This is a genomic window from Aquabacterium sp. UBA2148 (genome assembly GCF_002328915.1).
In the GTDB taxonomy this organism is placed as follows: domain Bacteria; phylum Pseudomonadota; class Gammaproteobacteria; order Burkholderiales; family Burkholderiaceae_C; genus Aquabacterium; species Aquabacterium parvum.
The window spans coordinates 17141-28933 of sequence record NZ_DCXA01000217.1 but is presented as its reverse complement, the minus strand read 5'-3'; the positions used below and the strand labels follow the sequence as shown (position 1 = coordinate 28933).

Annotated in this window: 12 protein-coding genes and 1 pseudogene; 5 read left to right on the top strand and 8 right to left on the bottom strand. The window is 67.3% G+C overall.

All coding sequences use genetic code 11. From position 1 onward, the window contains the following. From B2W70_RS12260 to B2W70_RS12245, 4 genes and pseudogenes are all read left to right on the top strand, one after another. Positions 1-916, top strand: a pseudogene (locus tag B2W70_RS12260) (PepSY domain-containing protein); the annotation flags it as partial. Then, on the top strand, positions 909-1262 hold the full coding sequence (locus tag B2W70_RS12255) for a DUF3325 domain-containing protein (protein WP_349677457.1): 354 nt from the start codon (positions 909-911) through the stop codon (positions 1260-1262). The pseudogene B2W70_RS12260 and the gene B2W70_RS12255, both read left to right, overlap by 8 nt. 113 nt (positions 1263-1375) lie before the next feature. Further along, positions 1376-2425, top strand: a complete 1050-nt coding sequence (truD, locus tag B2W70_RS12250; protein ID WP_286746047.1) for a tRNA pseudouridine(13) synthase TruD — start codon at positions 1376-1378, stop codon at positions 2423-2425. 154 nt (positions 2426-2579) lie between these two features. Then, a complete protein-coding gene (locus B2W70_RS12245; protein ID WP_286746045.1) occupies positions 2580-3719 on the top strand; it encodes a hypothetical protein in 1140 nt (379 codons plus the stop codon). Here B2W70_RS12245 and B2W70_RS12240 read toward each other — a convergent pair. The 8 genes from B2W70_RS12240 to B2W70_RS12205 all read right to left on the bottom strand — a co-directional run bounded on the left by B2W70_RS12240 (position 3691) and on the right by B2W70_RS12205 (position 11211). Continuing rightward, positions 3691-4992: an MSMEG_0569 family flavin-dependent oxidoreductase gene (locus B2W70_RS12240; RefSeq protein WP_286746043.1), complete on the bottom strand. Its 1302-nt coding sequence runs from the start codon at positions 4990-4992 to the stop codon at positions 3691-3693. The two genes, B2W70_RS12245 and B2W70_RS12240, sit on opposite strands and share 29 nt — an antisense overlap. Before the next feature lie 51 nt (positions 4993-5043). Beyond that, entirely contained in the window at positions 5044-5331 is a 288-nt protein-coding gene (locus B2W70_RS12235; protein WP_286746041.1) for an MSMEG_0570 family nitrogen starvation response protein, read from the bottom strand. Continuing rightward, on the bottom strand, positions 5324-6664 hold the full coding sequence (locus B2W70_RS12230) for an MSMEG_0565 family glycosyltransferase (RefSeq protein ID WP_286746040.1): 1341 nt from the start codon (positions 6662-6664) through the stop codon (positions 5324-5326). The genes B2W70_RS12235 and B2W70_RS12230 overlap by 8 nt, the downstream gene beginning before the upstream one ends. Beyond that, positions 6661-7752, bottom strand: a complete 1092-nt coding sequence (locus B2W70_RS12225) for a sll0787 family AIR synthase-like protein (RefSeq protein WP_414631055.1) — start codon at positions 7750-7752, stop codon at positions 6661-6663. Before B2W70_RS12225 ends, B2W70_RS12230 begins: the two co-directional genes overlap by 4 nt. Positions 7753-7772: 20 nt before the next feature. Continuing rightward, positions 7773-8360 carry an MSMEG_0567/Sll0786 family nitrogen starvation N-acetyltransferase gene (locus tag B2W70_RS12220; RefSeq protein WP_286746036.1) on the bottom strand — a complete coding sequence of 196 codons (588 nt, stop codon included), beginning with the start codon at positions 8358-8360 and terminating at the stop codon, positions 7773-7775. A gap of 43 nt (positions 8361-8403) precedes the next feature. After that, positions 8404-9513 carry an MSMEG_0568 family radical SAM protein gene (locus B2W70_RS12215; protein ID WP_286746066.1) on the bottom strand — a complete coding sequence of 370 codons (1110 nt, stop codon included), beginning with the start codon at positions 9511-9513 and terminating at the stop codon, positions 8404-8406. Between the two features lie 116 nt (positions 9514-9629). Then, positions 9630-10691 carry a Nit6803 family nitrilase gene (locus B2W70_RS12210; RefSeq protein WP_286746035.1) on the bottom strand — a complete coding sequence of 354 codons (1062 nt, stop codon included), beginning with the start codon at positions 10689-10691 and terminating at the stop codon, positions 9630-9632. Positions 10692-10728: 37 nt separating this feature from the next. Next, positions 10729-11211 carry an MSMEG_0572/Sll0783 family nitrogen starvation response protein gene (locus B2W70_RS12205; RefSeq protein WP_286746034.1) on the bottom strand — a complete coding sequence of 161 codons (483 nt, stop codon included), beginning with the start codon at positions 11209-11211 and terminating at the stop codon, positions 10729-10731. 398 nt (positions 11212-11609) lie between these two features. Between B2W70_RS12205 and B2W70_RS12200 the strand changes: the two genes are divergently transcribed. Continuing rightward, positions 11610-11793: GntR family transcriptional regulator (locus B2W70_RS12200; RefSeq protein WP_286746032.1), on the top strand; the 184-nt coding region annotated here is incomplete at its 3' end.

Sequence of the window (11793 nt, the reverse complement as noted above, 5' to 3'; positions counted from 1 at the left end):
CGCCGCTCAGGAATCGGCCCGCACCGGCCTGCCGCAAACGCGCGCTGGGGTGAACGCTCCCATGGCATCGGTCGACGCCATGGTGGCCGATGCGCGTCGACGCTGGTCAGACCGGGGCATGCCCGGGCAGGTGGGCTTCTTGAAAGTCCACCACCTTGGCGACACCAACAGCTACGTCAGCATCTACCGAGCCGGCAGCGACCGCGTGGCGCTCGTCGGTGAAGGCATTCACTTCCAGGCCAGCACAGGCCGCGTGCTGCACGAGGACCCACCCCGCGAACCGGCTTCCGCCGTGCACCAGTTCCTGACTGGGCTGCACCTGCAACACTTCGAGCACTGGCTGCTGCGCTGGCTGTATGTGGCCGGCGGGTTGTTGGGCTGCGTTTGCATTGCCACTGGCTTTGTGTTCTTCGTGGAAAAGCGCAAACAGCAGCATGCTCGTCAAGGCTCGGCTCAAGCGCGGGTCGTGGACGCGTTGGGCGTCGCCACCGTGACCGGCATGCTGCTGGCCACCACCGCCATGCTGCTGGTGAATCGCTTGTTGCCCGCCGACTTGAACGGCGCAGCGGACTGGCAGATCGGTGCCTTCTGGGGCGTTTGGCTGATCAGCTTGCTGCACGCCGCCGGGCGCAACGGCCCGGTCGCGCTTGGCCAGCGCTCACCGGCATGGGACGAACAATGCCAAGCCCTTGCTGTGGTGGCTGTGGCGGCCGTGCTGGCCAATGGCTGGAGCACCGGGGCGCACCTTTGGGTGACGGTGCCAGCCGGAAACTGGCCCGTGGCTGGTGTGGACCTGAGCTTGCTGACCACCGCAGCGATCGCATGGGCCGCACACCACAAGCTCAAACGACAGCCAGCCATGGTGACTGCCCACACCCAGCGAACGAGCTTGCCAACGGAGGCAACCCATGCATGAATGGATGCCCTGGTTGCTGGCACCCGCTCTTGCGCATGCAGGCATGGTGTGGCTGGCGTTGGCCATGCCCACGCACTGGCAACAGGTCAGGCAAACCACCACCGAGCCAAGCGACCGAGCTGTTCTGGGCTTGCGATCCCTGGCCGCGCTGGCCTTGAGCCTCTCGCTGCTGGCATGCTTGTGGCTGGACCACCCTTCCATGGCTGTGCTGGTTTGGGTGATGTGGCTGAGCGTGGCGGCAGTGGTGGTGACCTTCGGTTTGGCTTGGCGGCCAAAGATGTGGCGACCATGGACTGGTCGTTTCCGCAGCCACGCCGGCGGCGAACAGCCCCATCACCCGCGATGAGCGCAGAGCCGATCGAAACGCCATAGAAACCGCACAGGTCAGGAGACAATCACGCCCGGCACTGCTCCCGGCAGGCCCGACAGCCAGCCCTATTCAAAGCCGGTGCAGCCTCCATGACCCACACGCCTTCTTACACCACCCTGCCGCATTGGCCCAACGCCTACCCTGCCACCGGCGCCAGCGCCACCTTGAAGTGCCTCAACGAGGACTTCATCGTGACCGAGCTGCCGCTGCAGCTGCCATCGGGTGAAGGCGAACACATCTGGCTGGACATCGAGAAAAACGGCGCCAACACCGCCTACGTCGCCCAGCAACTGGCCGATGCCGCCGGCGTGCAGGAAAAGGACGTCGGCTATGCAGGACTCAAGGACCGCCACGCCATCACACGTCAGTGGTTCAGCATCTACTTTCCGAGCGGCAAAACCGGCGAGACACCCGACCTGACCCAGCTGAAGCACCCGGAGTTCAACGTGCTGAGCCAGAGCCGCCACGTCAAAAAGCTGCGCCCCGGAGACCTGCAAGGCAATCGCTTTCGCATCGTGCTGCGTGACGTGGCCGGTGGCCCGGATGCCATGCAGGCCTTGGAAGCCAACCTGAAGGCCGTTGCCGCGCGCGGCGTGCCGAACTACTTCGGCGCCCAGCGTTTCGGCTTTGATGGCGGCAACATCGAGCAGGGTCGGGCCATGCTGGCGCGCGAAATCCGCGTGCGCAACCCCAAGAAAAAGGGCATCTACCTGTCTGCAGTGCGCTCCTTCGTGTTCAACGAAGTGCTGGCGCTGCGCATACAGCAGGGGCTGTGGGGCCAGGCCCTGCACGGCGACCTGATGGACGAGGCAGGCCGGCCCACCGGCCCCCTGTGGGGGCGGGGTCGCTTGAGCACCACCGAGCAGGCGCTGGCGCTTGAAAGCAATGTGGCCGCGCGTCATGCCACGCTTTGCGACGGCATGGAGCACGCCGGCCTCGATCAGGAACGCCGATCTCTGGTGGCGCTGCCGGACGGCATGTCCTGGGAGTGGCCACAAGCCGATCAACTGGTGCTCACGTTCTCTCTGCCAGCGGGCAACTACGCCACGTCTGTGCTGGCTGAGCTGCTGCACACCAGCGAGCCGGAGCGGCACACCGAGCCAGAGCCTGCGGCCGTCGACGACGGCGCTGCCAGCTAGGGTTGAGGGGAGCAGGCGGGGCTGGGCGTCGAGCCCGCCACACGCCATGCGCACATCCGTGAACTAGGTCTCATCACCCCGCACTTGCTTTGCGCACCCAGCGGCGTTTCGCCGTACCTTGGGATGTTCGGACTCAAGTGCCTCTCGGGTGAGCATGAAAACAGCGTTCGCACCCATGGTCGACAAGGGGTGGCTTGTGGCCGCCTCGGCGCTGGTGTGCGCCCCTGTTTTCGCGATCGACACCGTGAAGCTGGACAGGTTCCAGACGGGCATTGCCATCATCGAGCAAACGGGCCAAGCCAAGTGGGTGGACGACACGACCTTGCTGGTCACCACGCCCATCGAGCCGGGCAAGTACGACCACTGGAACGCCAAGGTGGTCGCCATCGACCTGCAGGCCAAGCGCGTGACCACCATCACCGCAGCCGGCTTCCTGCGGTGCGCCAACCCGCGCAAGCATTACTTCGTGGTGGCCGAGGGCAGCCACGAGAAGACCTTCTTCAGCAGGGCTTCGACCAAGCCCGATGCAGCAGACCCGATCAACACCTACCTCTACACCTGGTCTCCGGTCAACAAGGCGGTGGTGCAGCGCCAGCAGCTGCCCAACGACACGGACATCAACGCGCACATCTGCAAGGTCACCCTGCCCGCTCACGCGAAGGCCATCGGCCAGGACCTCAGGCGCCAGGGCATTTTGTACGTGGACGAGAAGAAGGCGCTGGTGGCCACGTCGGTCGCGCAGGAAGGCCCCAAGAGCCCCATGCGCCTGATCAACGATGGTCAGCCACCCAAGCCGCTGGAGGGGCAGATCGGCGAGATCGAGCCCAGCGTGTCTTACCAGTCGCACGACAACAGCTTGCTGCTCAGGCCGGGGCACTTCACGATCCCGGCCAATGGCGAGGTGGTCAAAGGCAGCCCAGCGCTGGTGTTCTATTCAGACCAGGACCAACTGAGCCGGGTGCCTTTGCCAGATGAGCTCAAGGCGGATTTGCAGGCGCTGGGTCAGTCGGTCAAGCGGCCACGTGGCGACACGTCCACACCGGGTGGGTTCGCGTTCCCGCTCAAGGGTTCGACCTTGTTGCTGGTGCCCACCTACACCAGCGAGCTGACGGGCTTCTACCTCAAGAAGTTGGGCCAGCCCCTGCGCCGCGTCCACTGCTCTTCGCTGCAGGGCCAATGCAGCGTCCGCGAACTCATGATCGCGCCCGACGGCTGCCACGTGGCCTACACACCCGGAAACGGCCACGACCGCTCGTTCACGTCGATCAATTTGTGCTCACCAGAGGCGCCTTGACCTCGTCGCCAAGCGGCACTTGGGCATCGACCCGCGCCAGGCTGGCGTCGATCTGTTCAGCCAGGTAGAGCGCGTCGCGCGCGACGCCGGAGAACCGGCCCGAGCCCCAGGTGTGCAACCAGGGCAACCCCAGGAAGTAAAGCCCTGGCTGCTGCGTCACGCCCCGGTGGTGCACAGGCTGGCCGCGGCCGTTGAACACCGGGGCGTCCACCCAGCCGAAGTCGGGCTTGAAGCCGATGCACCAGATCACCGAGGTGATGCCGGCCGCCGCCAGGTCGAGCTGCGTGTGCGCGGTGCCACCTTGGGGTTGCCACACAGGTTCGTACACAGACGGCGGTGGCGCGTCCAGGCGCTTTTCGGCGATGTGCTTGTCGATGGCGGCGTTGATGCCGTTGTAGGTCTTGTCGGCTTGGTCCAGCGCAGCGCGCAGCGTGCCCTGAAAGCTCATCACGCCGTCGTTCAAGCCTTCGAGCAGGCCGTACAGCTTCATGCCTTGCAGCGCGAAGGCACGCAGGTCGATGTCGCGTCCGCCATCGCGGCCGGTCACGTAGTGGTTGGTGTTGTCGCGCACGCCTTCGCGCAGCGGGTGCTGGTCCACCGGCATGTCGTAGTAGCCCATGTCGGCCAACCAGTCGACCACGTCGCGACCCCGGTAAAAGCGCGCGCAGCGCGGGGCGTCACCCACGGCCAGGTGCACCGTTTTGCCGGCCAGGTGCAGGTCTTCGGCGATCTGCGCGCCCGACTGGCCCGATCCCACCACCAGCACGCCGCCCTCGGGCAGGGCCTGCGGGTTGCGGTACTGCTCGGAGTGCAACTGCACGATGTGCGCGGGCAGGCGCTCGGCCAGGCGGGGGATCACAGGCTCGTGGTAGCCGCCCGAGCACACCACCACCTGGCGCGCGGTGAAGTCACCTGCCGTGGTGTGGATGGCGTAGCCGCCTTGCGGTTGCGGTTGCGGCTGAACGTGGCGCACCGTCACGCCCGTCATCAGCGGTGGCTTGACCTTGGCCAGGAAGGCCTGCAGGTACGCGATGATCTCGGGCTTCTTCATGAAGCCATGGGGCTCGGGGCCAGCGTAGTCGTGGCCGGGCAGCTTGCACTGCCAGTTGGGCGTGACCAGGCAGAAGGCGTCCCAGCGCTGGTGGCGCCAGGCGTGCATGGGGGTGTGCTTCTCCAGCAGCAGGTGGTCGATGCCGCGTTGCTGCAGGTAGTGGCTCAGGGACATGCCGGCCTGGCCGGCGCCCACGATGATGACGTCATGGTGTTGGGGCATGGTTTCCTCTTGGCGGTGTCTGCGCTGCATGCGGTGTCTGGGGTGAGTGGCTCACGCGTCGAAGCGAAGCACCTCGACTTGCGCGTCAGGGTGGTGTGCAAAAGCCTCGGCGTGCGAGGCAATCGACGCCCACTGGTCCATGGCCCGGGAACACGCGAAGCCGTACTTGGCGGCCACGCGCTCGCTGGCGATCGACAGGGCCTGCTGGGTGCGGGACAGGAAGTCGGGCAAGGCGTAACGCTGGCCGGGCACCAGGAAGTCCCGGACGACGAGCGAGGGTGAGTAGCAGGTGTGTTCGCAGCCATCGGGCCAGCGAACGGTGAAGTGCATTTCAGGCATGGCAGGGGTGATCGGTTGAGGCGGTGGGAGGCGGGGGCAGCGCTTGCAGCGAGTGCGGTGCTGGCATGGCGGGGGTGCCCGGCTCAGGGTCGGCTGAACCGGCCAAACCATGCGCGTAGAGGGCCAGGTGCTGCCTCGCGCTGGCAAGCCAGTCGAAACGGGACGCGACCCGGCGCAACTGACTGACGTGCTCGGCGCGTTGTGCGGGGTCGCGACCGAGGTGCTGCTCGAGCCGCCAGCTCTGGCGCAGCGCGGCGGCGATGTCACGCACATCCAGCGGGTCGACCCAGAAGGCCTCGTGAGGTCGCAAGTGCTCGGTGAACGGCGCGATGCGCGAGACGATGGCGGGCGTGCCGCAGGCCATGGCTTCGATGGCGACCAGGCCAAAGCCCTCTTTGACCGAAGGCATGGCCAATGCGATGGCTCGGCGGTAAAGCGAAGGCAGCACGCCGTCTTGCACCGGGCCAGTCAACACGAGGTGGTTTGCGCGCGCCTGACCCGGCGCCATGCCGTGGTCGTGGCGCACGGCATCGAACTCGGCCTGAGCCTGGGCGTGTTCAAGCAGGCTCGCGCCACCAACGATGACCAGGCGAGCCTGGGGCACCTCTTTGCGCATCAGCGCGAAGGCGTGCAGCAGGCGCGCTGTGTTCTTGCGCGCCTCGACACCACCCACGGCCAGCCAGTACGGCGTGCCGGGGGGCAGGCCGATGCGCGTCAACACCTCGTCGTCATGTGCCGCGTGCAAACCTTGCTCACCTTGGGCTTGACGGGTATGGGCTGCGTGGCGCACCAGGTTCACCCCGTTGCCCACGCGGTGAGCGCTGCGGCCCCACTCGCGCGCCAGCACGCCTTGCCACAGCCCACTCACGCACAGCAGCTGCCGCGCCGCGTGCACGCCACGCGCCTGCCAGGCGGTGAGCTGGGGCTCGTCAAAGGCGTCGAGGTGGTGAACCGTTCGCAAGAAGCCGCCGATGAGGCCTTCGGCCTGCAAGTCGGCCAGGGCGTTGGCGGTGATGCTGTCTTGCGAGTGCAACACGTCGAATTCGCTCAGGTTCAGCCCTCGCAGGTGAGCGGCCACGGCCTGCATGCGCGCGCCGACCATGGGCACCAAGCCCGATGGCAACTCACCCAAGGGCGCCACCGAAAGCCGCGCCATGGTGGGCCTGAACAGCGCCTGACCCAGTCGGCCAGCGGCGATCACGGTGACATCGTGGCCCAGTTGCACCAGGGCATCGGCCAGCTCGATCGTGTGCACCACGCCGCCGCGCGGGTTGAGCGAATGCATCAGCAAGGCGATGCGCATGGGGCGGGTGTGCCAGGGACGGGCAGTCATGCGCTCGCTCCTGCTGCGTCGGCAGCGGCTCCAACCGGGCGCTCACCGGCAATGAATGGCTCGCGCTGCCAGTCCCACAACAAGGCGAGGTCTTGCGGCGCCTGCTCGGGCCAGTGACCGCCTGGCTTGCCATGCAGGCCTCCGCGCTGCAGCCACACGCCGCTGCCCGCTTCCACCGTGCCAATGGGCGCACAAGCAAGACCTCGGCTGAGGAAGCGCGCCTGCACGGCGGCCACGTCGTCGGGGGCCACGCTCAGCAGGTAGCCGTAGCTGGGGAAGGCCTGCAGCCAGCGCAAGAAGGCGGCAGGCGCTTCGTCATGGCCATGACCAGGTGGGTGCGGCAGGGCGCTGAGGTCGATGCGCAGGCCCACGCGCGAGCACTCGGCCAGCATCAGCGCGGTGCCCAGCACGCCGGCCATGCTGATGTCTTTGGCGGCGCTGCACAGGCCGGCCTCGGCCACCTCGGGCAGCAGCGCCAGGTCGTCGCGCAGGCGGTGGGCAGGGGCAAGGGTCGAGGCGTTCCAGAAGGGCTGCTCGCCTTCCCACTGGCCGCGCAGGTCCACCGCCATCAGCAGGTTGTGACCGGGTTGCGCCGCGAAGCTGCTGAGCAACGCTTGTGCGCGCCCCAGCACCGCCACGGCCACCTGAGGCCGCGTCGCGCGCTGGTTGCTGTGCCCACCCACGATGGGCACGCCATACGCCGCCGAAGCCGCTGCCATGCCTTGCAGGATGGGCCCGGCCTGTTCGGCCCCGGCGCTCCAGATGGCGTCGACCACGGCGATGGGGCGCCCGCCCATGGCCGCGACGTCGCTGAGGTTGACCATGACCGCGCTGTAACCCGCGAACCAGGGCATGGCTTGCACAAAGTCCTCGACCAGGCCTTCGATGGCGAACAGCAGGTGGCCACTGTCGTCAGGGATGACGGCGCAGTCGTCGCCCAGCATCACGCCACGGTGCTCGGCCAGCGTCAGGTCGGCGTGGCCACCGGGCAGGCAGCGCGCCAGCGTGTCGGCCACGCCGGAGATGTCGCGCTTGTGGGCAAAGCCACGGCTGCAGCGCAAGGCGCGCACGACTTCGCTGGTGGGCAGCACGGGGGTGGCGATGGGGCTCATGCAGACGCCTTCGCGGGGGTGCCAGCGCGTGGCGTCGTCTGGGTCAGGAAACCCCAGTCGGGCGCGTGGCAAGGCGGGTGCTCAAGCAAGTCGGCGTGCATGAGCGCGTGCGGGCGCCCGTGCAGGCTGACACCGGCCAGGCTGTGCCAGTGCAGGCGCTCGAACAGCGGCACGTTGGCTTGCTGCACATGGGCCAGGAACGTGTGTGCGCCCTGCGCCCGCGCCGAGCACACGGCCAGCTGGATCAAGGTGGCCCCGATGCGGCCCATGTGCCGAAACGAGGGGTGCACCGCCAGGCGCGAGCCCCACCACACGCCGGGCTCCGCTTCGTGGATGCGCACGGTGCCCACCACCTGGTCGCACTCGCCGGCCAGGCTGGTGCAGGCGACCAGCAGTTGCGCGGCGGCGTCGTTGGCGTCGCGGTCGTCGCCCACGAAGATGCCCTGCTCCACGCAGAACACGGCGCGCCGCAGGGCGTGGGCGTCGCGGCGCTCCCAGGCCTCGCTGGCGCGCTTGATGCGAAAAGCCGCGGGCTGGAAGGCCTGGGGCAGGTCGCACAGGACATCGAGGGTCACGTGGCTCATGGGGCGTCCTTCGCTGAAAGCGGTGGAGAGGTGAGCGGGCACTTCAGGCGAGCGCGGCGGTCTCGTAAACCGACAGCGATGAGCACGCGCCGCACTTGCCGCAACCCGCCTTGATGTCGCTGGCGCGCAAGCCGGCCTGCACCACCATGCGCCCCAGGGGCTCGAGCACGGCGCGCATGAAGCCGGGGTCGGGCGCGGGGTGGCCCTCCAGCGGCGTGCCGCTGATGGGCACGAAGGGCACGACGAAGGGGTAGACGCCCAGGTCCAACAGGCGCTGACTCATCGCCAGGATGCCGTCCACGCTGTCGCCCAGGCCCGCCAGGATGTAGGTGCTCACCTGACCGCGCCCGAACACCTGGACCGCCGCTTCAAAGGCGCTGAAGTAACGCTCAATCGGCACGCTGGCCTTACCCGGCATGATGCGCGCGCGCACCTCGGGGGTGACGGCTTCGAGGTGCATGCCGAGGGTGTCGACGCCCGCGTCCTTCATGCGCATGAACCAGGCGTCGTCATCGGGCGGCTCGCATTGCGCCTGGATGGGCAGGTGCGGCACGGCGGCCTTGATGGCGCGGGCGCTGTCCACCAGCACGGCCGCACCCCGGTCGGGCGTGGCCGGCGTGCCGGTGGTCAGCACCATGTGCTTGACGCCATCAAGCTCCACCGCCGCGCGAGCCACCTCGGCCAACTGGGCCGGTGTTTTGTGCGCGATGGTGCGGCCTGCCGCCAGCGACTGGCCGATGGAGCAGAACTGGCAGGTCTTCTTGCGGCTTTCGTAGCGGATGCAGGTCTGCAGCACGGTGGTGGCCAGCACGTCGCGGCCATGCAGCGTGGCGATGTGCGAATACTGCACGCCATCGGCCGTCTGGCGCGCGTAGAAACGTGGCGTCGCCGGGAAGCTGATCTGCGCGATCGGGATGCGGCTGTGCTTGAGCGTGCTGTGGCCGTGCTCGTCGGGCGCGTCGGCCACGAAGGGCGAGTCAAAAGCCGGCGCGGTGTGCACCGGCACCATCACCGTGTGGCCATCGATGGTCACGGCCTTGTGGTCGGACGGGCCGGCGCCACCGCGTCGGCTGGGCAGGCCTGCAGACGGGTCGAGCAAGCGCAGGCCACGCGACTGCAGCTCGGCGATGAGCTCGGCGGTTTGCGAGGCCATCGTCGGCGCGGTGGCGGCCGTGGTCGAACTTGACGCGTCGGGCACGGCCGGCGCGTTGGACGGGCCAGGCAGTTCGTTGAGCACAGCGGACATGGCGGTCTCCTTGGCGTGAGGCGTCAGGCGACGCGGCTGATGGGGGTGAGAGCGGGCGAGGCCTGTGGCGCGACTGACTGCAGGGGCATGGACTCGGTGTGCGCCATGTGCGCATCGGCATCGACACCCTGGCGCGACGAACCCACGGCCCGGCTCGTCGCGTGCACCGGCGCCGTCGGCCGGTCATCGAGGTTCAGGCTCAGCAGCTCGGGGCGCGCGTAGTGCCCCACCGAATCCATCATGCGTTTGCGCTTGGTGACCAGGCTCATGTCCAGGTCGGCAATCAGCAGGCCCTCGCCTTCTTTCAAGGGCGGCGCCAGGTGCACACCTTCTGGCGAAACGATCGCCGTGCAGCAACCGCCACGCAACGCCTTCTGCAGCCCAGGCTCGGGCGTGATGGAAGTGATCTGCTCATCCGTCAGCCAGCCGGTGCTGTTGATGACAAAGCAGCCCGCCTCCAGCGCATGGTGGCGGATGGTGACCTCCATCTGGTCGGCAAAAATGGGGCCCACCAGCGAGCCTGGGAACTGCGCGCAGTGGATCTCTTCGTGCTGCGCCATCAGCGCGTAGCGGGCCAGCGGGTTGTAGTGCTCCCAGCAGGCCAGCGCGCCCACGCGCCCCACACCGGTGTCCACCACCTTCAGGCCGCTGCCATCGCCCTGCCCCCACACCATGCGCTCATGGAAGGTGGGCGTGATCTTGCGGCGCTTCAGGCGCAACGCACCCACCTCATCGAAGATCAGTTGTGTGTTGTAGATCGTGCCATGGTCGCGCTCGTTGACGCCCAGCACGACAACCATGCCGTGCTGGCGCGCGCGCTGCGCCACCGCATCGGTGGCAGGACCGGGCACCACCACCGCGTGCTCGTACAGCGCCATGTGCTCGGCCCCGGAGGCCATGGGCGGCCGGATGAACGAGAAGTACGGGTAGTACGGCACGAAGGTCTCGGGGAACACGATGATCTGCACACCCTGGCGAGCGGCTTGATCGATGGTTTCCAGGACCTTGTGCAGCGTGCCTTCGGCCTCGTTCAACACCGGCGAGATCTGCGCCGCTGCGGCCTTGATGATGCGTGCTTGGCTCATGGTGAGGTGCCCGTGTTTGATCAGACTCGAAACTGGATCACAGCGTCCAGGTGTCGAGGATGAAGGCCTTCTCCTTGCGGTGCAGCAAGATGATGTCCAGCACATCGAGCGGGTTGATGGGTTTGATGCCTTCGATCAGCGAGCCTTCGCCATGGCCATACAGCGCCTGCAGCGCGAAGCGGCAGGCGTACACCTTGCCGCCTTCGGCGATGAACTTGGCGATCTGGTCGTTGAAGTTCAGGTGCCCCGGAAAGGCCGCATCACCCAGCTTGGGAAAGCCGCGCTTGACCCCCAGCGTGACGCCCGGCCCGTACAGCAGCACCGAGGTGTCGAAGCCCTTGCGTTGCAGGCGGGTGGCCTGCAGCAGGTTGACGAAACCGATGGAGCCTTCGAAGGCCACGGTGTGGAAGGTGACCAGGGCCTTGTCGCCCGGCTCGGCCTTCACATCTTCAAAGACCTTTTCTTCGTAGTCGACCAGGAAATCGCCGATGGCATTGGGGGCTTTGGTCACAGCAGGCATGGGTGCACTCCAGGTGGTTGAGGCTTGGTTGAGGACATCAGGCGGGGTGGACAACTCCTTGACCCGCGCTGGGTGAACTGGTGCAGCCGGTGTGCCACGGCGTGTCAGCGCCATGCGATCAAGAAGCGATCAAGCGGCCCTTGCCTGGGAAGCAGGCGGTGCGCTTTGACATGACCGACCGAAGCGGCTTGCATTGATCGGGCGATATGCGATCAATGGCGAAGGTGCGGCCGCGTCGCTCGCATTGATCGGGTGCGCGTGAATGCACCAGCACTGGTCTACACCACGCTGCGCCATGAACCACAACAGCGCACGAGGCCGATGACCACGCCCCAGCGCACAACTTGCGTGCACACCCACAACCGATCAAGTGGCACGCTTGATGCGATCAATGCAGCATGCCGAACGCCTTCACCCGCCACTGGGCCCAGCGCCTGCGCGACAGCAGCAAGCCGGCCTACCTGCTCATCCCTGAACTGCTGGCCGAGGACCTGGCCAGCGGCCGCCTGAGCCCGGGTGACCGCCTGCCGCCCCTGCGCGATCTGGCGCAAGCGCTGGCGCTGAACTACACCACCGTGGCTC

What these genes read in the sequence shown, in the direction of transcription:
- B2W70_RS12240 (WP_286746043.1), bottom strand. Translation starts at nt 4,992, where the DNA reads ATGCCCCAACACCATGACGTCATCATCGTGGGCGCCGGCCAGGCCGGC.
- B2W70_RS12205 (WP_286746034.1), bottom strand. Translation starts at nt 11,211, where the DNA reads ATGCCTGCTGTGACCAAAGCCCCCAATGCCATCGGCGATTTCCTGGTC.
- B2W70_RS12220 (WP_286746036.1), bottom strand. Translation starts at nt 8,360, where the DNA reads ATGAGCCACGTGACCCTCGATGTCCTGTGCGACCTGCCCCAGGCCTTC.
- B2W70_RS12210 (WP_286746035.1), bottom strand. Translation starts at nt 10,691, where the DNA reads ATGAGCCAAGCACGCATCATCAAGGCCGCAGCGGCGCAGATCTCGCCG.
- B2W70_RS12235 (WP_286746041.1), bottom strand. Translation starts at nt 5,331, where the DNA reads ATGCCTGAAATGCACTTCACCGTTCGCTGGCCCGATGGCTGCGAACAC.
- B2W70_RS12245 (WP_286746045.1), top strand. Translation starts at nt 2,580, where the DNA reads ATGAAAACAGCGTTCGCACCCATGGTCGACAAGGGGTGGCTTGTGGCC.
- B2W70_RS12215 (WP_286746066.1), bottom strand. Translation starts at nt 9,513, where the DNA reads ATGGCCTCGCAAACCGCCGAGCTCATCGCCGAGCTGCAGTCGCGTGGC.
- B2W70_RS12230 (WP_286746040.1), bottom strand. Translation starts at nt 6,664, where the DNA reads ATGACTGCCCGTCCCTGGCACACCCGCCCCATGCGCATCGCCTTGCTG.
- truD (WP_286746047.1), top strand. Translation starts at nt 1,376, where the DNA reads ATGACCCACACGCCTTCTTACACCACCCTGCCGCATTGGCCCAACGCC.
- B2W70_RS12255 (WP_349677457.1), top strand. Translation starts at nt 909, where the DNA reads ATGCATGAATGGATGCCCTGGTTGCTGGCACCCGCTCTTGCGCATGCA.